This window comes from Metabacillus schmidteae, from assembly GCF_903166545.1.
GTDB lineage: Bacteria > Bacillota > Bacilli > Bacillales > Bacillaceae > Metabacillus > Metabacillus schmidteae.
Genome location: NZ_CAESCH010000001.1, coordinates 2,177,377 through 2,197,618 on the forward strand (window position 1 = coordinate 2,177,377; position 20,242 = coordinate 2,197,618).

Here is a 20,242-nt window from a genome sequence, read left to right on the forward strand (position 1 = left end):
ACGAACATGAATACTATCAATCAAAAAGCCTTGGACCTTCAAAGTCCGCATTTTTATAACAATAGAGAGATAAGTTGGCTGGCATTTAATGAACGTGTTTTAGAGGAGGCGTTAGATGAACGGAACCCTTTATTAGAGAGGTTAAAGTTCCTGGCGATCTTCAGCTCTAATTTAGATGAATTTTTTATGGTTCGTGTAGCAGGATTAAAAGATCAAGTAAAAGCTGGATTCAATAAACCTGAAAATAAAGCAGGGATGACACCGAAACAACAATTAAATCAAATTGGTCAAAATGGTCATCGCCTTGTTGGGATGCAATATGATTCATACAATGATTTATTAATCCCTCAATTAAAAGAAGAAAACATTGAAATATTAAAGATGTCAGGAGTAACATCTGAGCAATACAGAATTCTTGAGGAATACTTTGATGAGCAAATTTTCCCAGTGTTAACACCTATGGCAGTGGATGCTTACCGCCCTTTTCCGATGCTGCTTAATAAAAGCTTAAACCTGGCAATTGTCATTGAAGATAAAGATGAATTTGAAGAAAATCGGTTTAAAACAGCCATTGTTCAGGTTCCAGCAGTTTTAAAGCGTTTTGTAAAATTACATACTACCACTGATCAAAATCAATATATTTTATTGGAAGATATTATTAGTACATTTATTCAAAAGCTGTTTAAAGGATATAAAGTAGTATCAGTTTCAGTTTTCCGGATTACGAGAAATGCTGATATGACCATTCATGAAGAAGGCGCACGAGACTTACTGAAAGAAATAGAAAAAGAGCTCAAGAAACGAAAATGGGGAGCAGCGGTACGGCTTGAAATTCAGAAAGATGGATTTGATCAAAACATACTTCGTTATTTAACGGAAGAGCTAGAAATACATGGAAAAGATGTTTATGAAATTGATGGACCTCTTGACCTGACCTTTTTATTTGGCTTTGCAAAGGAAATGTCTAAACTTCGGGAAGATTTGGTATTTGAAGCTTTAATTCCACAGCCGCCGGAGGATATATCATCAGATGAGGATATTTTTGAAAAGGTGTCAGAGCAAGATGTGTTTCTTCATCATCCATATGAGTCATTTGAACCAGTTGTGGAATTTATTTCGGATGCTGCGGATGATCCGGATGTATTAGCTATTAAACAAACATTGTATCGAGTAAGTGGAGATTCTCCTATTATTGATGCACTAAAACGTGCAGCCGAAAACGGTAAGCAAGTAACCGTTTTAGTTGAGCTTAAAGCACGTTTTGATGAGGAAAATAATGTTCAATGGGCTAAGGCATTAGAAAAAGCAGGCTGTCATGTTATTTACGGTATGACGTATTTAAAAACTCATAGTAAGATTACTCTTGTTGTAAGAAGTAAAAATAATCGTATTGAACGATTTGTGCATTTAGGAACAGGTAATTACAATGATCAAACAGCCAAAATATATACAGATATGGGACTTATTACTTCCAAACGTAAATTTGGAATCGATGCAACAAACTTTTTTAACTATTTAAGTGGTTACACAGAAAAGCCTGCTTTTCATCACCTCTCAGTAGCCCCATTTGATATTAGAAAAGATTTTATACAATTAATTGATCAAGAGATCCAATTTCAAAAAAGATTTGCCAACGGTCGTATAATTGCAAAAATGAACTCATTAACGGATAAAGTAATCATTACTAAGCTTTATGAAGCTTCTAATGCAGGTGTACAGATAGACTTAATCGTCCGTGGAACGTGCTGTTTGCGACCTGGAATAAAGGGTGTAAGCGAAAATATAAGAGTTCGGAGCATCGTTGGGAGATTTTTAGAACATAGTAGAATCTATTTCTTTCATCATAATGGAGAAGAGAAAACTTTTCTTTCATCGGCAGATTTAATGACGAGGAATATGGAGAAACGTGTTGAAATTTTGTTCCCAATCTATGATGGACATATAAAAATACGTCTTAATCAAGTTTTAGCACTTAATTTAGCTGACAATGTTAAAGCGAGAGAACAAGACCAACATGGTGTTTATCATTATGTTGAACGAAATGAACAAGATCCAATAGTTGATAGCCAGCTAACCTTATTTAATAGGGCTTATCAAGTCTTAGAGGATGAAGAGTAAAAGAAGCATACTAAAAACAGTAATACCTTATAATTCCAGTAAGGTATTACTATTTTTTTACTTATATGGAAAACCAAGCCTTTCGATAGTAAGACTTGGCATCATACTTTGGTTATTAGTGTTATGTTTGTGACAAAAGCGTTATTTGAGTGAGTTCCGGAACAGATAAAAAGCGAAAAGGAAGCCTTGTTGTTCCTAAGCCTCGATTAACATATAGTTTCATGTTGCCAACATCATACATTCCTTCGAAATATTCCGTGGCGTAAGGGGGAGTGATAAGAGGACCATAGAATGGTAATTGTACTTGACCACCATGACTATGTCCTGATAATTGCAAATGGACAGGATAATTTTTTGACTTAAGTGCGGCATCCGGTTCATGTGCTAATAAAATATTAAACGTATTTTCATTTAAGTTTCCTAAAGTTCCCTCATAACTTGGTTTCCCTAACATTAAATCATCAATTCCAGAAATGGAAATTTTATTGCCATCTAACATCGAAATATTTTTCACTTCGTTTTGAAGTACTGTAAAGCCTGCCATTGTAATAACGTTTCGGTAAATATCAGTTCCATATCCGCCATGATCATGATTACCATAAACAGCAAACTTTCCAAAAGGAGCTTCTAATTTTTCAAGTATGGGCACAATTTCTTTTATTTGTGTATATTGATTGGGCTCATCCATTAGATCCCCGGTAAAAAACAATATATCAGGATTAAGAGAATTAATTTTCCCTACAATTGTTTTTAGTCGATCGATTGTAAAATATTCACTTAGATGAGTATCACTAAATTGAACAATTTTAAACCCATCAAACGATTTAGGTATCTTTGGATGAGTAATTTTTAGTTTATTTATCTCTAAAAAACTAGGCTCAAAATACCGGGCATATGTATACCCGCTGGCTCCAGTTAAGATCCCTCCAATAGTTATGGAAAAAAGTCCTTTAAGAAAAGATCTCCTAGAATAAAGTTTTGTCATGAATACCAACCATTCTCCAACATTTTTCATAAGATAATATATTTTACTAAAGTATAGCACGGTTTTAGGACTAAGTTCTATTCAAAAGGAAAGATGAGTCATCAGTTCCATTAGATTATAGGGATAACTTATGATAAAATATGAATGAATAATCATTCATAATATAGGGTAGGGGGAAGTTAAATGAATAACAAAGTGGTTATCGTCACTGGTGGTTCAAGCGGTATGGGTAAAGCGATGGCCGAGCGATTTGCTCAAGATGGGGCTAAAGTAGTTATCGTCGGGAGAAATCAGGATCGACTTGATGATACTCGAAAAGATATAGAAGCAAAAGGTGGAAATATATTAACGTTTCAGTTAGATGTAAGAGATTCCGAAAAAGTAGTAGAACTGATTAAATTTGTTGATTTAACTTATGGAAGGATAGATGGTTTCATTAATAATGCTGCAGGAAATTTTATTTGTCCGGCAGAAAAGTTATCTATAAATGGGTGGAAATCTGTCATTGATATCGTTCTTAATGGGACTTTTTATTGTTCATCAGCGGTAGGAAAGTATTGGATTGAGAATCAAAGGAGCGGTTCAATTATTAACATGGTTGCCACATATGCATGGGGAGCGGGGGCAGGTGTCATTCATTCTGCGGCAGCAAAAGCCGGAGTGTTATCAATGACCAGAACTTTAGCTGTGGAGTGGGGAAAGAAATATGGAATCCGGGTAAATGCGATTGCACCTGGTCCAATTGAGAGGACTGGTGGTGCTGAGCGATTATGGGAATCAGAGGAAGCTGCGAAGAGAACGATTGATAGTGTTCCACTAGGCCGTTTAGGTACTCCTGAGGAAATTGCTGCTTTAGCATCGTTCCTTCTATCTAATGATGCAACTTATATAAACGGAGAATGCATCACGATGGATGGGGCTCAATGGTTAAATAAACATCCTTTCTAAAAAGTTGTTCACACCTCCTACCATTTTTAACCAATATTGATTGGTTAAAAATCTCTAAATTTCCCTATATATGCTATAATAAACTTGATACAGATAGAGATAGGTGAGGGGATTGCAATGGATCCATTAGATGTCTTAACAAATTTAGATGAAGTTATTCCTTATTATCAAGCTATTTACAGTGCTGATGAGCAACAAATCATCGGATATGAAGTTTTAGGCAGAATTAAACTAAATGACGAAGCTGAAAGTCTAGGTGAATTTTTTCAGGATGAAAATATTCCGGACGAGTATCGAATTGAAGTTGATGACTCAATTTTAAGCCTTGCAATAGATGAATTTTTGGAATTAAAAGATTCACATCTTAACCTTTTTATAAATCGTGATGCTAACCTTTTAATGCTTGATCATGGAGAAAGCTTTCTAGAAATTCTTTTAGAGAAACAACAAAAAGGGTTAAAACTTAATCAAATCGTTTTAGAAATTACTGAACATAATTTTCGGGGAGATATTGAACAACTTTATCATCTCTTACTATATTACAGAACCTATGGTATTAAAGTAGCTATTGATAACATTGGTAAGGCCAGTAGTAACCTGGATCGTATTGGTCTTCTATCACCTGATATTTTGAAAATTGATCTACAACCTTTAAGGTTAAGTTCTCCTTCACAATCATATTATGATGTACTTTATTCGATCTCACTTTTGGCTAGGAAAATCGGTGCTGCATTGCTTTATGAGGACATCGAGGTTAACTTTCAGCTTCAGTATGCGTGGAAGAATGGTGGACGTTATTACCAAGGGTTTTATTTGAGTAAACCTCAACGGGAGTTCACTAAAATTGATGAATGCAAAGCTATGCTAAAGAATGAATTTCAAACCTATATTAATTCTGAGAAAAAGAAGCTTGAAAACCTTTATCTATTTACAGAAAATTTTAACCAACGAGTCCAGCAAATCCTTCAAAAGGTTGGAAAGCAATTTGAAAATTATGAAGATTTACTTCAGCAGCTATCAAAGGAGCTGAACGACTGTAGCTTTAGAATTTATATTTGTGATGAAGATGGTTTTCAACAATCTGTTAATATTTTCAAACAGGAAAAATGGGAAATTCAGCCACAATATTTTCTGCATAACTGGAGTTGGCGACCTTATTTTCTCGCAAATATTATGAGAATGAGATTTGATCAAAAAGGGTTTTTAAGTGATGTTTATAGTGATATTGAAACAGGAGAATTAATTCGAACATTTTCGTTTCCATTAAGTCAGAATCATTATCTTTTTATTGATTTAGCCTATGCTTATCTATATGAAGAAGAAGGTCTTTTATAAGTTTTTCCAAAGCATATTATTTAAAAAGTGAGTCATCCTATTTATAGAAGGGGTGACAGCAAGATGACCTATTTTACAATGGTGCTTGGTGTAATCGCATTACTTGTTTTAATTACAAGCTTACTATACACATTTAAAGTAGGGAAGCTTGTTAGTGAAAGAAAAGCGAAGTACGATACACAATTAAATGAAAAGGTGCAGGATCATCCGTATACACGTAATCCTGTCTTTCTTGCCTATTTAATTGCAGCGGTTATCTCATTAGCGTATATTTTTTACTTGGCTTATACAATATCATGGTAAACAGTGGACAATTGTTCACTGTTTTTATTTTTTTAAATTTTAGATTAGGGTCATGTCAAATTGGGTAGAGAATAATGAAGGTTGTTGTCATATTTTGATTAGATTTTACGAACGTTCATACCACAATACCGACAGTATTGCTGGTAAAATAAGGGTGAGCCATAGCTTGTCAATATATTTAAATGAGAAAGGATGAAACTATATGAGACAAATAAAACGTTGTAGCAGTTTTCTTATTATGACCATTATTTTAGTTTTTTCTCAAACAGTATTTGCATCTGAACTCGATCATAAAAATCGAGAAAACATCCTATCTCACGTACAAAGTGCCTTTCAAGCACAACAATTATTATCAGAGAAGCCACGAGAAAAAGAGGAATTGGTTCATATTTTATCTGATTACTTCGATAATGATGTGATAAATCAATATTTAAATGAAAACATGTTTGAAGAAAATGGTAAGTATATTGTATATGGAACTGATTTTCCAATCTATGTAATTCCGTTTTTTTCCTATGATGAAAATACAAAGATTATTGAACAAAAAGATCAAATTATTGTTTATGAATTTTTTCCAGCAAATTCAGATGGTCCAGTTAGCTATGATGAACATTATGAGTGGGTAAAATTAACAAAAACACAAAAAGGATTAATTATAACCGAAATTAAAAACTATGCAAAAGATTTGGAAGAAATAGATAATGATAAACAACAACCAAAAACAAAAACACAAAATTCAACATTTAATACACGAATACTGAATAATAGTGAAGAAAATCAAGACTTTCTATTAAATCAAAACTTAAATCACATTTTCATACCTTATTTTTATTCGAAAACAAAAACGATCTTACATGATTTTTTCTATATAGAAATTATGTGATTTTTTTCAGGAAAATCTCAAAAAACAATTGACATTGAAACTGATAATCATTATCATTATAAATGAGAAAGATAATCAACTACTGCCTGCCTATTGCTACGTAGGAACTTGATTAGTCATAAACTCTCGTTTTTCCCCAAACCCCTTTAATAGAGTGAAAAAAGCTTGGCTGGTCACCAAGCTTTTTTCTTTTTTACTTATAGACCCAATAGTTCCTCAAGTTTTTTTAAATCAAATCCTGGAACCACATGTTCGTCCACTGTAACAGTTGGTGTTGAGGTTGATTTTAAATCTTCAACAAGGACTTTTCGGGCATCTGTGTCAGCAGATACATCCTTTTCTATATAAGTAATATGATAATGATCAAGGAATTTTTTGACAACTTGACAAGGTGGGCAACTAGGTTGAGTATATACGATAACTTTTTTCACGTTTATCCCCCAATAACAGTGTAGTGATATTCTACCTTAGTTTATCAGAAACATCCATCACATGTATCTTATTTTTGCTCACTATAAAAAACTGTTTTATGAACGTTTAATAATATGTGTTACAATTAGACAGGCTACTACTTCACAGAAAAGATAAATAAACGGCAGCATTCCAATAAATATGTTGAAAAAATGTGTTCAAAGTAAAGGAAGTTTCACAATCAATAGATAATTTCCTTGGAAATCCTTACATACATAGTGTAAAATTGACATGGCACAAAGTTAAGTTGCTGATTATTGAATCGTCGTTTAGTGGATAGAATGAGTGGTAGAGTAAAACAATAAAATGAAGGAATTAGTTATACGTTAACTCTTCCGGAAGGGGGATACCTAGTGTCACAGCTTTTAGGTATTATTACAAGACTTCAAAATCTTCAAGAAAATTCTGGTTCAGGTGAACCTGTACAACGTTTTTTTGAGGTTGAAGGTGAAAAACGTTGTAGTGTAAAATATTTTGACAAAAATAGCACGTTTGAACTTGAAGTATATCAAAAGGGTGAAAAACCTCAATCATATCAATTTGATAATATCGATATGATTGCTATGGAAATTTTCGATCTCCTCCAATAATATGCTTAAACATTAAGGAGGCATAATGAAAAAAGAGCCTTTTGTTATTTGTCCATTTTGTGATGGACAAGGACCACTTTCAGAATCATTAACAGCACAATCTAACCAAAACGTGATCTTTACTTGCTCTCAATGTCAGGAATCCATTTAAGAACATTGAGACTAGTAAAGGGAAATAGCCATACCAAAAGGTATGGCTATTTTTTATTCATAATATTGCTTGTCTCCTTCATATAGTATAGTAACAATGATTTTGTCTACGGGAAGGCTAACAATGATATATGACAAGGAGTTGTGAGATGATTGATTCTTTCACCTTTTATAATGTCTCTGAAAAGAATATGTCCTTTCAAAATGTGCTTGAGCGTATAAAAGGCTTTATGTTAAAGGATCCGCGTTCTGTATATGTACTGTCTATAGGGTCAGATTCACATGTCCATCAAACAGAAACGAAGTTTATCACAGCTGTCCATCTTCATAGGATTGGTAAAGGTGCGTGGGGCTGTTTAAAAAATTATACTGTGAAGCGACCAATCACTAGTATAAGAGAAAAAATATCTATGGAAACTGCCCTTAGTCAGGAAATTGCTTATTATTTTACATCAAAGTACTTAATGGAGTTATCAGATATTTTAATTCCTTTTGCTGATGAAGGAGCAGATTTAGTATTTGAAATACACTTGGATATTGGAAGAAAAGGAATGACAAAGGAATTAATTCAAGAAATGACAGGGAGAATTGAAGCCATGGGAATTGAGGCAAAAATAAAACCGGAATCATATACAGCTTTTAGCTATGCCAATAGATATACGAAATGAAAATTATATAGTATTAAATAAGAAGATACTCTGCAAGAGTATCATTTTTTTGTCATACGTTAAGAAAGAATAAATTAAGCTGTCTGGAAGAATATATGATGTGATGGCTAATTTTAAGAGAGAATTATTCGTGCACCAGCGCACCACACTCCGCCTTTCATGCTCGCCAGTCAGCGAGTTTTATTTTTTGAAAACACTTTCATAGGTGAATGATTGTTACGTCCTAATCTCTCCATAAGGACTTGGCAATTTCTAATCTTTTCACAAATATAGGATGGTAAACGAAGAAATAGAAATACATTTTATGATATGATAGATTAGGAACCTTTAACACACCTCTTTGTGGAGAAAAATAGCTTTTTAAGAGAGGAAGAACAACATGTTTAGCTTAGATGACAATGAATTGAACGGATTAACTATACAGGATTTAATGATTTCAGGAGATAAAGTAGCTCATGTTCAAATAGGTAATAATTTAGAGCATGCCTTGCTTGTTTTAACGAAAACAGGCTATACAGCCATCCCTGTTTTAGATCCAACGTTTAAATTACATGGACTTATTGGAATGAATTTAATCATGGACAATATTTTTGGACTAGAACGAATTGAATTCGAAAAGTTAGATAGGATGAAGGTTGAAGAAGTGATGAATACGGATATTCCTAGATTATATTTACATGATTCGCTTGAAAAAGGATTAGAGCTTGTTGTGAATCATCCATTTGTTTGCGTGATAAATGAAACTAACACTTTTGAAGGAATATTTACAAGAAGAGCAATATTAAAAAAGGTAAAAAAGCAAGTCGACTTACTAAAAATGAACATGTATGTGAATAATGAAAAAGATTGAAAGACTAGTAAAAGGGACTGTCCTCATTTCAAAACAAAAGGACCGTCCCTTTTATTCAGCTTGTGAAGTTTTATAGTACTTATTTTATAAAGGCGGTATTATGTCAATGGAACAAGATCAGTTTGTATTAGAAACAAAGGGTCGTAAAACAAAACGGCCTTATGTACTAGCTACCGTGATGTTGGCAATGTTTATGGCAGCAATTGAAGCTACAATTGTAGCAACGGCAATGCCTGCAATTGTGGCTGAATTAGAGGATTTTTCTCTATATAGCTGGGTATTTTCATCTTATTTATTAATGAATGCTGTGACTGTGTTGATTTATGGAAAATTATCGGACTTATTTGGTAGGAAGCCTGTTTTGACAGTGGGGATCGTTATCTTTTTATTCGGATCTGTTTTTTGTGGAGTGGCTTCATCTATGGAAATGCTTATTTTTGCACGTTTTGTTCAAGGATTTGGTGCTGGTGCAATTATGCCTATTGCTACAACGATTGTAGGCGATATCTATACAAAGGAAGAAAGGGCAAAGATTCAAGGTTTTTTATCTAGTGTATGGGGAATCTCAGCGATTATGGGTCCTGCTATTGGTGGTTTGTTAGTTGAATTTGTAAGTTGGAGATTTGTTTTTTGGATCAATATTCCACTTGGAGTTCTTGCCATAATCGGATTATATTTATTTCTACATGAAAACATAGAGAAGCAAAAACCAAAGATTGATTATGGCGGTGCTATCTTTCTAACAATTGCTGTAACCTCCTTTATGTTTATTTTAGTCGAAGGAGGAGTCCGATTTGAGTGGCTATCAATACCAGTCTTATTGTTAGGTCTATTATCCATACTAAGCTTCATTATTTTTGTGTTTTATGAAAGAAAAGTTGATAACCCTATGATGCCGTTTGATCTCTGGAAAGAAAGATCTATTTTAATCGCAAATCTTACATCCTTAACAACAGGAGTTATGTTAATAGGATTATCAACATTTCTTCCAACATTTGTGCAAGGGGTTATGGAGGAAAAGGCGATCGTAGCTGGCTTTGCTTTGACGGCAATGTCAGTAGGTTGGCCTATTGCTGCAATGATTTCTGGAAGGGCTATTTTGAAAATTGGTTTTAGAACAACCTCTATTTTGGGAGGAATATCTCTAATTTTGGGAAGTATTGTTTTTATATTATTATCAAGCAGTGATAGCCCGGTGTTTGCTGCTTTTGGATCTTTTTTAGTTGGTATAGGTATGGGACTAACAACTACAGCTTTTATTGTTTCGATTCAAAGTACAGTTGAATGGAATAAAAGAGGTGTTGCAACGGCAACCAATATGTTTATGAGAAACGTTGGAAGCACAATTGGTGCGGCTTTATTAGGTGGTATCTTAAACAGCCAGTTACTTTCGTACTTCACTAGGAAAGGGGTGGAGAATGAATTAAATCTCGATTCAACTACTCTTTTATTAGATGAACAACAAAGAACTTCATTAACTGCAAAAGCAAGAATGCTTCTACAAGAAGGTCTTGAAATAGCTCTACATAATGTTTTTTTAGTTGTATTAGGGTTTGCGATTTTAAGCTTCATTCTCATTACCTTTCTGCCCAAGAAAGAAAAAATATAGTGGGGACTGCCCTTAATTTATGGGCAGTCTGTTTATTATGAATCATTCCTACTCTTTTGAAGGAATTCTATTCTGTTCATAAAAGGATCATAAAAGGAAAATCGTTCTATTCCTGGAAGAGATGTCTCTTCCTTTATTGTGACATTATGTTTTCTTAAAACATTTCGTGCTTCTTGTATATCTTCCACTATAAAGGCAGGATGACGTTTACTTATCGTCTCTTCAAACGATTCTACACCTATATGAAGGTGAATATCACCGGCTTTACACCAAAAACCCCCGTTTCTCTTTAATTCCTCAGGCTTTTCAACTTCTTCAAATTTTAATAAATCTAGATAAAAGCTTTTAGCTATATGTTCTTTCCCGAACGGTACACAAATTTGAATATGATCTAAACCTATGATAGAAATATCCATTTCAAACAACCTCCTTTAAAATAGATCTTTACAAAAATAAGCAATATCCTTATGATACTATTGACATCTTAATAATAAAATTAGGATAAAAATGATACTTGTCATAAGGGAAACTTATTGTATAAAAGGGTGAGCGAATGCAAACATCAGAACTTAGAATGCTTGTGGTATTAGCTGAAGAGATGAATATGAGAAAAGCGTCAGAACGGTTATTTGTTTCTCAACCAGCATTATCACAGCGTTTACAAACGATTGAGAAATCTTGGGGATTACAATTATTTATCCGATCGCAAAAGGGGCTTACATTAACTCCTGCTGGTGAAAAAATTGTTGCCTATGCCCGGGAGGTTGTATTGAAAGAAGATAAAGTGAAAGAGGAATTACTAGCACTAGAAGGTGAGGTGCATGGAACATTAAAGCTTGCAGTTGCCTCAATAATTGGGCAACATTGGTTACCAAGTGTGCTAAAAACGTATGTAAGAAAATTTCCTCATGCCAAAATTTCTCTTATAACCGGGTGGAGTAGTGAAATTTTAAAAAGTATGTATGAGGATCATGTGCATGTAGGGATTATTCGTGGTGATCCTGAATGGAAGGGTATGAAAAAACACCTATTAACGGACACACTATACCTTGTTGATACAGAGATACAAAATATTGAAGAGGTACTACATACTGAAAGACCTTTTATCCAATTTAAAAGTGATTCCTCATATTATCAGGAAATACAAGACTGGTGGCATCGTCAATTCAATACATCTCCAAAAAGAACCATTGTTGTAGACCAAATTGAAACTTGTAAACAAATGGCCTTAAATGGTATTGGGTATGCAATCCTTCCTTCCGTCACATTAAAAGAAGAAGAGCAGGAGGTTTTCAAAATTCCGCTTCTTGATGATGATGGAAAACCAATTGAAAGAAATACTTGGTTATTAGGCTTTGAGTCATCTTTTGAATTAAAACAAGTAAAGGCATTTTTGGAGATTGTTGAGGAACATCAAAAGGGAGAGTATAAACATTTATAAAAATTTGAATTCGACAATATGACAAATTTAGCTTATATCTTGTCAACAGATTGTTCCTTTGATACAGTAAAGAATGACTGACATAGTACAAGGAGGAAATACATATGAAAATGATGGATGCAAATGAGATTATCTCATTTATACAAAACAGTACTAAATCAACACCTGTAAAGGTTTATGTAAAAGGAAACCTTGAAGGAATAAACTTTGGTGAATCAGCACAAACGTTTATTACTGGAAACACAGGAGTTGTTTTCGGGGAATGGGCTGATATTGAAGCAGCATTAGAGAGCAACAAAGAAAACATCGAAGATTACGTTATTGAAAATGACCGTCGTAATTCAGCGATCCCTTTATTAGACTTAAAAGGAATTAAAGCACGAATTGAGCCGGGTGCAATTATTCGTGATCAAGTAGAAATTGGTGACAATGCAGTCATTATGATGGGGGCTTCTATCAATATTGGTTCAGTTATTGGTGAAGGAACAATGATTGATATGAACGCAACATTAGGTGGACGTGCTACAGTAGGTAAAAACTGTCACATTGGTGCAGGTTCTGTATTAGCTGGTGTAATTGAGCCGCCTTCTGCAAAACCAGTAGTTATTGAAGATGATGTATTAATCGGTGCTAATTGTGTTGTTCTTGAAGGTGTAACTGTTGGTAAAGGGGCTGTTGTAGGTGCTGGATCTATCGTAACGAAAGACGTTGAGCCATATACTGTTGTTTATGGTGCACCAGCTCGTAAAATTAAAGATATTGATGCTCAAACACAATCTAAAACAGAAATTATGCAAGAGTTAAGACAATTATAAGAATGGTGAGGATGACTCTAAATGGCCTATATTAGACTATTTGGTATAGTCATCCTCTTCTGTATAGAGAGGATTGGTCATTGTGGGGATAGAACACCTCATTCGAATTCGCAGAGATTTACATCGCATACCAGAGATTGGCTTTCAGGAATTTAAAACTCAACAGTATCTTTTGAATATATTAAAACAATTACCGGAAGGTCGTTTGGAAGTAAAAACGTGGAAAACTGGTATTTTTGCATTAGTTAAAGGAACAAATCCAAAGAAAACGATTGGCTATAGAGCTGATATTGATGGGTTGCCAATAACAGAAGAAACAGACTATGACTTTCGTTCTGAACATCCCGGATATATGCATGCATGTGGGCATGATCTACATATGACAATAGCGGTTGGAATCTTAACACATTTTGTGAATAATCCAATTACAGATAATGTTTTGTTTTTATTCCAGCCAGCTGAAGAAGGACCGGGTGGAGCGGAGCCAATGTTAAATAGTGATATTGCTAAAGAATGGAAACCCGATTTGATAACTGCCCTCCACATATCACCAGAGCTTCCAGTGGGAACAATTGCTACAAAACCCGGTTTGCTATTTGCCAACACATCAGAATTGTTTATCGATCTAAAAGGAAAAGGTGGACATGCTGCATATCCCCATACAACCAATGATATGGTAGTAGCTGCTTGTTCGTTAGTAACACAACTCCAAACAATTGTCGCTCGAAATATTGACCCTTTAGATAGTGCAGTTATTACAATTGGAAAAATAACAGGTGGAACGGTTCAGAATATTATTGCCGAGAATGCAAGACTTGAGGGAACAATTCGGACATTATCTGTAGAATCAATGGTGAAAGTAAAGGAACGAATTGAAGCAATCGTAAAAGGACATGAAATAGGATATTCATGTAAAGCAACAATTGATTATGGATCAATGTATCATCAAGTAGATAATGATGAAAAACTAACAAGAGAATTCATGACATATATTTCTGAAGGGACAAGCTATGATGTAAGAGAATGCACAGAAGCAATGACGGGAGAAGATTTTGGTTATATGGTAGATCAAATATCCGGATTTATGTTCTGGTTAGGCGTAGGCTCACCTTATGGATTACACCATTCAAAGTTACAACCAGATGAATCTGCCATTGAGGTTGCAGTTGATATTATGTGTAAATATATATCTTTCAAATCTAATCAATGAATTAAAAAGCAATTGGTTTATATACCGATTGCTTTTTTAAGTTATGTCATAGAGTATGTCTGTCAAAAAATGTCTAATAGGAGATATATTTTCTAAATCGCACATAATCATTCCAAAAGTAATCGGAGATAAAAAACTTTTGTCCAAGGAAATTTGTCTGAACTCCCTCTCAATAGCAATTAATAAAGTATATTTTATCCAACCGTGTACACAATACATGTAGGAGGTGGATAAATAATGGCAAAAATCGGTGTGGAACAATCTTTATCTGATGTTACTTCTGCATTACAAGAAAAAGGATATGATGTTGTCCAATTAAACAATGAAAATGATGCAAAAGGCTGTGACTGCTGTGTTATCACTGGTCAGGATTCCAATGTAATGGGTATCAGCAATGTAGTAACAGCTGGTTCTGTTATTCAGGCGAGTGGTTTATCAGCAGATGAAATCTGCCAGCAGGTTGAAAGCAAAGTAAACCGTTAATAACGAAAAAATGACTTAAAAAGAGCCTGGAATCCCAGGCTCTTTTTAAACATAGTTTTATTTACTTTTTTCAACGTTTACCTGATGTGGATATGGGATTTCAATTTCATTTGCATCAAAAGCTTCTTTAATTGCTTTTCGTAGTTCGCGTTCAACTGCCCATTGTTCCATGTTTTTTGTTTTTGCAAGTACTCGTATAATGACATCAGAAGATCCAAGTGCTTGCACACCAAGAACATTTGGACCATCCATAATATTTTCATTTTCTGTAGCAAGTTTATCACATACACCTTGTAAGACAGCGATTGCTTTATCGATATCATCGTCATAAGATATACCGATATCAACTAAAGCTCTCATATTTCCACGTGAATGATTGCTTACGTTTGTGATTTCTCTGTTAGGAACATAGTGGAGTGTCCCATCAAAACCCCTAATTTGGGTAGTGCGAAGCCCAACTTGCTCTACTATCCCGTCAAAGCCTGCCACAGTAACATAATCCTCAACATCGATTTGCTTCTCCAACAACAAGAAAAAACCAGTTACAACATCGCTAACAAGTCCTTGAGCACCAAAACCTATAGCTAACCCCACAACACCTGCACCGGCAATTAAAGCAGAAACATTATAATCAAAAACTTCAAAAATCATGACGATGAATATGAAAATTAACACATAGGAAAATATGTTTAAAGTTAAACTTTGTAAAGTTAGTGCTCGCCCGTTAGAAATATTTTCACGTTCTTGTAACCTATTGAACATACTACTAATAACTTTTTTCCCGATTGCTTTAACAATTAAAAAAGCAATAATAATTCCAATTAATTTCAAAATGATAATTCCTGCATTGGTCAATAGACCTGACCAATTAATGTTTTCCATAAACTCCATAAATCAACTTCCTTTCTTGAAATAGAGGTTCTTTCAAAATACATGCAACGCTTGGAATTACGCTCTATATTTAAAGAAAGAACACATACATATACCCTTCTTAATCAATGTTAAACATATTTTATTCAAAAATGAAGAAATTAAGCTTATTTTACTTATTTTATCGAAAATTGATAAGAAATGTCCAAGTTGTATAGTAGGGTTGAATATCGCTTATACTACAAAAAAGGACCCTTATATAAATGATCCATATTTACTTCTTACATAAGGCTGTTTCGAAAAGGTTATTGCTTATGATATTTTACCTTTGCAGCGAAATGGAACGCACTAATTTTCAACTATAACACTTAATTAAAATCAACAAAGTATGCGAAAACAGCCTACATAAAAGATAGTAAAGAACATTTATTCTTCTACATAGGTAACACAAGAATGAAAGGAATGGTATAATGACAGAACGAATGGTTGGAAAACAAGCTCCAAGATTTGAAATGGAAGCTGTATTAGCTGATAAAGAATTCGGTAAGGTTAGCTTAGAAGAAAACATGAAAAATGATAAGTGGACAGTTTTGTTTTTTTATCCAATGGATTTTACATATGTTTGTCCAACTGAAATTACTGCTCTATCTGATCGTTATGAAGAATTTGAAGATTTAGATGCAGAAGTAATTGGTGTATCAACAGATACAATACATACACATTTGGCATGGATTAAAACAGACCGGAAAGATAATGGTTTAGGGAATTTAAAATATCCTTTAGCAGCAGATACAAACCATTCTGTATCCCGGGACTATGGTGTGTTAATTGAGGAAGAAGGAATTGCGCTTCGGGGCTTATTTATTATTAATCCGGAAGGGGAACTTCAGTACGTAGTTGTGAACCATAATAATATTGGTCGTGATGTAGATGAAACGCTACGTGTGCTTCAAGCTCTTCAAACTGGAGGTCTTTGTCCTGTTAACTGGAAACCGGGACAATCTACTCTTTAATTTTTAATAATAAGAAACTAATTCCTATTGTACAAGGAATATATACGATAGAATGAATAAGTCGGTTACCGTATAATGGTAACTGACTTTTTTCATAACTGGCTTTTTAAAATTTGGGGGTGTGTGAAAAAGTGAATTCTATAACCGGGGTTTTACTTGCAGGAGGAGAATCAAAGAGATTTGGTGAACCTAAAGCATTTGCAGAATATAATGGGAGAAAATTATGGCAATATTCAATGGAGGTTTTAAAAGTAACAACAGAACAACAGATTATTATTAGTCATCAAGACCTATTAAAGGAATTTCAAAAAGCAACACAAGAAAAAATATTAACTGATGATCATAGATTCATAGGTGACGGACCAAAGGCAGGAATATATACAGCGATGAAAAATGAGACATCAGAATGGTTCGTTATTTTGTCTTGTGATATTCCTCTAATTACTGCAGATATCATTCGAAGATTATTAACTTATATTGATTCTGATAAGAAAATGATTATTCCAAAAATTGAAGGTAGAGTTCATCCTTTAATTGGAGTGTATCATCACTCTGTTTTTCCGATTATAGAAGAGCAATTAGAAAGTAATGACCGAAAATTAATGACGCTTTTTGATCAAGTTAACGTATGTTTTGTGACGGAAAAGGAACTACAATCAGATGCTAAAACTTTTAGCAACATAAACTCTCGAAGGGATTATGGTATGCTATTAAATAATGGTAAAATAACTGAATAAAATAATTAATTTTGTGACGGAGAGGATTATATGATTGAAAAGAGGAAGCCGTTACCAGTAAAAGAAGCAATAAAAAAAGTGATGGATTTTACAAAAATCGGTGAAATCGAGCAAGTAACCCTTCAGGAAAGTTTTGGACGATATTTAGCAGAGGATTTAATCGCTACTCACTCTGTTCCGCCTTTTGATCGTTCACCATATGATGGGTTTGCTATACGGGCAATAGACACAGCAAACGCAACAGCTGATCAACCTGTTGAATTTGAAGTGATTGATGAAATTGGTGCCGGTAGTGTTAGTAAGGAGAGTCTTGGTCAAAATCAAGCAATTCGTATTATGACAGGTGCACAAATGCCGAGTGATAGTGATGCAGTTGTCATGTTGGAATTAACGAAGGTCTATGAGAAAGATAATAAAACATATATGTCGTTAAAAAGACCTTTTCATAAAGGAGACAATGTTTCTTTTAAAGGGGAAGATACACCGGAAGGAAGTATCCTTGTTAAGAAAGGATCAATCATTACCCCCGGAACAATAGCATTACTCGCCACATTTGGTTATGAAAAGGTCCAAGTTGTAAGGAAACCACGGATCGGGATTATCGCAACGGGGAGTGAATTATTAGAAGTTGGTGAACCTCTGGAGCCCGGGAAGATAAGAAACAGTAATTCATTTATGATTGAAGCGCAGGCAAAAAGAGCTGGAGCACATCCAATATATCTCGGTAAATTAGCTGATGATTTTGAAACATGCTATGAAGCAGTAGTTGAATCCTTGGAAAAGGTTGATTTCTTAATAACAACAGGTGGAGTTTCGGTTGGTGATTATGATTATTTACCTGAAATCTACAAACGTTTGGGGGCAAAAGTTTTATTTAATAAGGTGGCCATGAGGCCTGGGAGTGTGACAACAGTTGCTGAGTACAATGGGAAGTTATTATTCGGACTTTCTGGTAATCCCTCGGCATGTTATGTGGGATTTGAATTGTTTGTACGACCAATAGTTCGGTATTACTTATTTTCTTCTCGTCCACATCTGCAAAAGGTTACTGCTTTTTTAGGAAAGGATTTCTTGAAGCCAAATCCTTTCACAAGATTTGTTAGAGGATCCATCCAACTAGTAGATGGACAAGTTATCGCAAGTCCCGTTGGATTAGATAAATCAAATGTTGTATCATCATTAGCTGAGGCTAATGTATTTATTGTACTACCTGGGGGAACAAGAGGATATAAAGCGGGAGATATGATTGACCTCTTATTATTTGAAGATCAAAACGGAAGTGATTCACATTGGGCAGAATCCTTCAAGTAGTTGGATACCAAAACAGTGGAAAAACGACGTTTGTCACTGATTATATTAAAGAAGCTGTAAGGTATAATTTAAAGGTAGGTACAATTAAGCATCATGGACATGGGGGAGCTTTAGTCCAAACTGATCACGGGAAGGATACTGAGAAACATCGGGAAGCAGGAGCAAGAGTAACTTTAGTTGATGGTAACGAATCGTTTATCTTATCCTCTAATAAAATTAGATTAACTCTTTCTCAGATGATTTCTATGTACGGTGAGTTCGGTTTAGATGTTATCTTAATCGAAGGCTATAAACTTGAGAAATATCCTAAAGTTGTTTTACTTCGATCTAATGAAGATTTGCCGATGTTAGAAAAGGCAATAAATATAATATGTGTAGTGGCTGGTTTCTCATTACCTGTTGAAATAAAAGATAAATATCCAACATTTTTAACGAAAGAACAATGTATTAAATGGCTTTTAATGAATGAAGTAGGTGAATATGTTGACAATGCAAATGTTTGAAGTTGTAAAAGACCCGATTTCAATAGAAGAAATTACAAACAAAGTTATTCGTAATGAAGCCGGAGCGGTTACGACATTTACTGGAACAGTAAGGGAGTTTACATATGGAAAACGTACCTTATCACTTGAATATCAGGCTTATGAAAAAATGGCGGTAAGAAAACTTGAACAAATCGGGGAAGAAATTATTCAGAAATGGAAGGATTCGAAAGTAGCGATTACACATCGCATTGGGAAATTAGAGATTTCCGAAATTGCAGTTGTAATTGCTGTTTCAACCCCACATCGTAAAGATGCGTATGCAGCAAATGAATACGCAATTGAAAGAATAAAACAAATTGTTCCGATTTGGAAAAAAGAAATTTGGGAAAATGGTGAAGCGTGGATAGGAGATCAATTGGAAAAAACTCCTTATCCAGAAGGGAAACCAGTGGAGGGAAATGAATGATAAAAGTTCTTTTGTTTGCACACTTACAAGAAAAGGTTGGCCAAGAAAGCATCAGTATTGACATAAATCGTGCAACAGTGAAGGATATAAGGGAATATATGTTTTCTACTTATGACTTAGGAACATTGGAAAATGTTATGGTTGCTGTGAATGAAGAATATGCTCTAGATGAAGATTTGGTTAAAGCTGGTGATGTAGTAGCGTTTATTCCTCCGGTAAGTGGAGGGTGAATCTTTTTTAACAAGTTATAGATAATTTGAAATCCTTGTTTCAATGATATTAATTTTAGCAGTACGCTGGTTAATTAATGGAGAGTATTGACATTTTGAATATATTGGTATACAATTAGTCTTTATGCTTATAAAAATCCTAACTATTATAGTTATTTGTGGATGAAAATAAAATGTGTTTTCAATTCACGCTGGCGCGGACTAGGAGCCGTAAGGACGAAAGAGAGGTAGGGCTTTCGTTGTTTTGAGTAACGGCAATTTCAATAAAGAA

Annotated in this window: 24 protein-coding genes; 20 read left to right on the forward strand and 4 right to left on the reverse strand. The window is 34.3% G+C overall.

Annotation, left to right across the window (positions count from 1 at the left end; translation table 11 throughout):
- Positions 1-6 precede the first annotated feature (6 nt).
- Positions 7-2,118, forward strand: a complete 2,112-nt coding sequence (locus HWV59_RS10375; protein WP_102231979.1) for an RNA degradosome polyphosphate kinase — start codon at positions 7-9, stop codon at positions 2,116-2,118.
- A gap of 121 nt (positions 2,119-2,239) precedes the next feature.
- On the opposite strand, the gene HWV59_RS10380 is transcribed toward HWV59_RS10375, so the two are convergent.
- Positions 2,240-3,103 carry a metallophosphoesterase gene (locus tag HWV59_RS10380; RefSeq protein WP_175638800.1) on the reverse strand — a complete coding sequence of 288 codons (864 nt, stop codon included), beginning with the start codon at positions 3,101-3,103 and terminating at the stop codon, positions 2,240-2,242.
- Between the two features lie 183 nt (positions 3,104-3,286).
- Between HWV59_RS10380 and fadH the strand changes: the two genes are divergently transcribed.
- From fadH to HWV59_RS10400, 4 genes are all read left to right on the forward strand, one after another.
- The gene (gene fadH, locus HWV59_RS10385) at positions 3,287-4,051 is read left to right on the forward strand and encodes a 2,4-dienoyl-CoA reductase (protein WP_102231981.1); all 765 of its coding nucleotides are present in this window, start codon (positions 3,287-3,289) and stop codon (positions 4,049-4,051) included.
- Between the two features lie 117 nt (positions 4,052-4,168).
- Positions 4,169-5,386: an EAL-associated domain-containing protein gene (locus HWV59_RS10390; RefSeq protein WP_175638801.1), complete on the forward strand. Its 1,218-nt coding sequence runs from the start codon at positions 4,169-4,171 to the stop codon at positions 5,384-5,386.
- A 63-nt stretch (positions 5,387-5,449) separates the two neighbouring features.
- Positions 5,450-5,689: a hypothetical protein gene (locus HWV59_RS10395; protein ID WP_235991705.1), complete on the forward strand. Its 240-nt coding sequence runs from the start codon at positions 5,450-5,452 to the stop codon at positions 5,687-5,689.
- 202 nt (positions 5,690-5,891) lie between these two features.
- Positions 5,892-6,572, forward strand: a complete 681-nt coding sequence (locus HWV59_RS10400) for a DUF3993 domain-containing protein (RefSeq protein ID WP_102231983.1) — start codon at positions 5,892-5,894, stop codon at positions 6,570-6,572.
- A gap of 197 nt (positions 6,573-6,769) precedes the next feature.
- Here the strand turns inward: HWV59_RS10400 and HWV59_RS10405 are convergent, their stop codons facing one another.
- Positions 6,770-7,003, reverse strand: a complete 234-nt coding sequence (locus HWV59_RS10405; protein WP_102231984.1) for a glutaredoxin family protein — start codon at positions 7,001-7,003, stop codon at positions 6,770-6,772.
- 393 nt (positions 7,004-7,396) lie between these two features.
- Here HWV59_RS10405 and HWV59_RS10410 point away from each other — a divergent pair, with 393 nt between their 5' ends.
- The 5 genes from HWV59_RS10410 (at position 7,397) to HWV59_RS10425 (ending at position 10,910) form a co-directional block, all read left to right on the forward strand.
- Entirely contained in the window at positions 7,397-7,633 is a 237-nt protein-coding gene (locus HWV59_RS10410; protein ID WP_026562808.1) for a YkuJ family protein, read from the forward strand.
- Between the two features lie 25 nt (positions 7,634-7,658).
- Positions 7,659-7,784: a hypothetical protein gene (locus HWV59_RS27285; RefSeq protein WP_268921783.1), complete on the forward strand. Its 126-nt coding sequence runs from the start codon at positions 7,659-7,661 to the stop codon at positions 7,782-7,784.
- Between the two features lie 148 nt (positions 7,785-7,932).
- Positions 7,933-8,451: a ribonuclease H-like YkuK family protein gene (locus HWV59_RS10415; RefSeq protein ID WP_102231985.1), complete on the forward strand. Its 519-nt coding sequence runs from the start codon at positions 7,933-7,935 to the stop codon at positions 8,449-8,451.
- A gap of 379 nt (positions 8,452-8,830) precedes the next feature.
- Positions 8,831-9,301, forward strand: coding sequence for a cyclic-di-AMP-binding protein CbpB (gene cbpB / locus HWV59_RS10420; RefSeq protein ID WP_175638802.1), 471 nt, complete (start codon positions 8,831-8,833; stop codon positions 9,299-9,301).
- Positions 9,302-9,401: 100 nt separating this feature from the next.
- On the forward strand, positions 9,402-10,910 hold the full coding sequence (locus tag HWV59_RS10425) for an MDR family MFS transporter (protein ID WP_407941572.1): 1,509 nt from the start codon (positions 9,402-9,404) through the stop codon (positions 10,908-10,910).
- Positions 10,911-10,945: 35 nt separating this feature from the next.
- Here the strand turns inward: HWV59_RS10425 and HWV59_RS10430 are convergent, their stop codons facing one another.
- Positions 10,946-11,326: a VOC family protein gene (locus tag HWV59_RS10430; protein WP_175638804.1), complete on the reverse strand. Its 381-nt coding sequence runs from the start codon at positions 11,324-11,326 to the stop codon at positions 10,946-10,948.
- 137 nt (positions 11,327-11,463) lie between these two features.
- Between HWV59_RS10430 and HWV59_RS10435 the strand changes: the two genes are divergently transcribed.
- The 4 genes from HWV59_RS10435 to HWV59_RS10450 all read left to right on the forward strand — a co-directional run bounded on the left by HWV59_RS10435 (position 11,464) and on the right by HWV59_RS10450 (position 14,859).
- Positions 11,464-12,351, forward strand: coding sequence for a LysR family transcriptional regulator (locus tag HWV59_RS10435; protein WP_102231989.1), 888 nt, complete (start codon positions 11,464-11,466; stop codon positions 12,349-12,351).
- Between the two features lie 104 nt (positions 12,352-12,455).
- The gene (gene dapD / locus HWV59_RS10440; RefSeq protein WP_102231990.1) at positions 12,456-13,166 is read left to right on the forward strand and encodes a 2,3,4,5-tetrahydropyridine-2,6-dicarboxylate N-acetyltransferase; all 711 of its coding nucleotides are present in this window, start codon (positions 12,456-12,458) and stop codon (positions 13,164-13,166) included.
- Between the two features lie 79 nt (positions 13,167-13,245).
- The gene (locus tag HWV59_RS10445) at positions 13,246-14,376 is read left to right on the forward strand and encodes an N-acetyldiaminopimelate deacetylase (RefSeq protein ID WP_407941628.1); all 1,131 of its coding nucleotides are present in this window, start codon (positions 13,246-13,248) and stop codon (positions 14,374-14,376) included.
- 237 nt (positions 14,377-14,613) lie between these two features.
- Entirely contained in the window at positions 14,614-14,859 is a 246-nt protein-coding gene (locus tag HWV59_RS10450; RefSeq protein WP_175638805.1) for a YkuS family protein, read from the forward strand.
- 57 nt (positions 14,860-14,916) lie between these two features.
- On the opposite strand, the gene HWV59_RS10455 is transcribed toward HWV59_RS10450, so the two are convergent.
- Positions 14,917-15,750, reverse strand: a complete 834-nt coding sequence (locus tag HWV59_RS10455) for a mechanosensitive ion channel family protein (RefSeq protein ID WP_102231992.1) — start codon at positions 15,748-15,750, stop codon at positions 14,917-14,919.
- A 449-nt stretch (positions 15,751-16,199) separates the two neighbouring features.
- Between HWV59_RS10455 and HWV59_RS10460 the strand changes: the two genes are divergently transcribed.
- The 6 genes from HWV59_RS10460 (at position 16,200) to moaD (ending at position 19,971) form a co-directional block, all read left to right on the forward strand.
- Complete coding sequence (locus HWV59_RS10460; RefSeq protein WP_102231993.1) at positions 16,200-16,742, forward strand: peroxiredoxin; 543 nt, start codon at positions 16,200-16,202, stop codon at positions 16,740-16,742.
- 131 nt (positions 16,743-16,873) lie between these two features.
- Positions 16,874-17,479, forward strand: a complete 606-nt coding sequence (locus HWV59_RS10465; RefSeq protein ID WP_175638806.1) for a molybdenum cofactor guanylyltransferase — start codon at positions 16,874-16,876, stop codon at positions 17,477-17,479.
- A 30-nt stretch (positions 17,480-17,509) separates the two neighbouring features.
- Positions 17,510-18,790 carry a molybdopterin molybdotransferase MoeA gene (locus HWV59_RS10470; RefSeq protein ID WP_102231995.1) on the forward strand — a complete coding sequence of 427 codons (1,281 nt, stop codon included), beginning with the start codon at positions 17,510-17,512 and terminating at the stop codon, positions 18,788-18,790.
- Complete coding sequence (gene mobB / locus HWV59_RS10475; RefSeq protein WP_175638807.1) at positions 18,769-19,293, forward strand: molybdopterin-guanine dinucleotide biosynthesis protein B; 525 nt, start codon at positions 18,769-18,771, stop codon at positions 19,291-19,293. The genes HWV59_RS10470 and mobB overlap by 22 nt, the downstream gene beginning before the upstream one ends.
- Entirely contained in the window at positions 19,280-19,741 is a 462-nt protein-coding gene (locus HWV59_RS10480; protein ID WP_407941629.1) for a molybdenum cofactor biosynthesis protein MoaE, read from the forward strand. Before mobB ends, HWV59_RS10480 begins: the two co-directional genes overlap by 14 nt.
- Positions 19,738-19,971 carry a molybdopterin converting factor subunit 1 gene (gene moaD, locus HWV59_RS10485; RefSeq protein ID WP_102231998.1) on the forward strand — a complete coding sequence of 78 codons (234 nt, stop codon included), beginning with the start codon at positions 19,738-19,740 and terminating at the stop codon, positions 19,969-19,971. Before HWV59_RS10480 ends, moaD begins: the two co-directional genes overlap by 4 nt.
- The last annotated feature ends 271 nt before the right edge of the window (positions 19,972-20,242 follow it).

Bases quoted from the DNA above. Each gene is read 5' to 3' on its own strand.
- HWV59_RS10375 (WP_102231979.1), top strand. From the start codon at position 7: ATGAATACTATCAATCAAAAAGCCTTGGACCTTCAAAGTCCGCATTTT.
- HWV59_RS10380 (WP_175638800.1), bottom strand. From the start codon at position 3,103: ATGACAAAACTTTATTCTAGGAGATCTTTTCTTAAAGGACTTTTTTCC.
- fadH (WP_102231981.1), top strand. From the start codon at position 3,287: ATGAATAACAAAGTGGTTATCGTCACTGGTGGTTCAAGCGGTATGGGT.
- HWV59_RS10390 (WP_175638801.1), top strand. From the start codon at position 4,169: ATGGATCCATTAGATGTCTTAACAAATTTAGATGAAGTTATTCCTTAT.
- HWV59_RS10395 (WP_235991705.1), top strand. From the start codon at position 5,450: ATGACCTATTTTACAATGGTGCTTGGTGTAATCGCATTACTTGTTTTA.
- HWV59_RS10400 (WP_102231983.1), top strand. From the start codon at position 5,892: ATGAGACAAATAAAACGTTGTAGCAGTTTTCTTATTATGACCATTATT.
- HWV59_RS27285 (WP_268921783.1), top strand. From the start codon at position 7,659: ATGAAAAAAGAGCCTTTTGTTATTTGTCCATTTTGTGATGGACAAGGA.
- HWV59_RS10415 (WP_102231985.1), top strand. From the start codon at position 7,933: ATGATTGATTCTTTCACCTTTTATAATGTCTCTGAAAAGAATATGTCC.
- cbpB (WP_175638802.1), top strand. From the start codon at position 8,831: ATGTTTAGCTTAGATGACAATGAATTGAACGGATTAACTATACAGGAT.
- HWV59_RS10425 (WP_407941572.1), top strand. From the start codon at position 9,402: ATGTCAATGGAACAAGATCAGTTTGTATTAGAAACAAAGGGTCGTAAA.
- HWV59_RS10430 (WP_175638804.1), bottom strand. From the start codon at position 11,326: ATGGATATTTCTATCATAGGTTTAGATCATATTCAAATTTGTGTACCG.
- HWV59_RS10435 (WP_102231989.1), top strand. From the start codon at position 11,464: ATGCAAACATCAGAACTTAGAATGCTTGTGGTATTAGCTGAAGAGATG.
- dapD (WP_102231990.1), top strand. From the start codon at position 12,456: ATGAAAATGATGGATGCAAATGAGATTATCTCATTTATACAAAACAGT.
- HWV59_RS10450 (WP_175638805.1), top strand. From the start codon at position 14,614: ATGGCAAAAATCGGTGTGGAACAATCTTTATCTGATGTTACTTCTGCA.
- HWV59_RS10455 (WP_102231992.1), bottom strand. From the start codon at position 15,750: ATGGAGTTTATGGAAAACATTAATTGGTCAGGTCTATTGACCAATGCA.
- HWV59_RS10460 (WP_102231993.1), top strand. From the start codon at position 16,200: ATGACAGAACGAATGGTTGGAAAACAAGCTCCAAGATTTGAAATGGAA.
- HWV59_RS10470 (WP_102231995.1), top strand. From the start codon at position 17,510: ATGATTGAAAAGAGGAAGCCGTTACCAGTAAAAGAAGCAATAAAAAAA.
- HWV59_RS10480 (WP_407941629.1), top strand. From the start codon at position 19,280: ATGCAAATGTTTGAAGTTGTAAAAGACCCGATTTCAATAGAAGAAATT.
- moaD (WP_102231998.1), top strand. From the start codon at position 19,738: ATGATAAAAGTTCTTTTGTTTGCACACTTACAAGAAAAGGTTGGCCAA.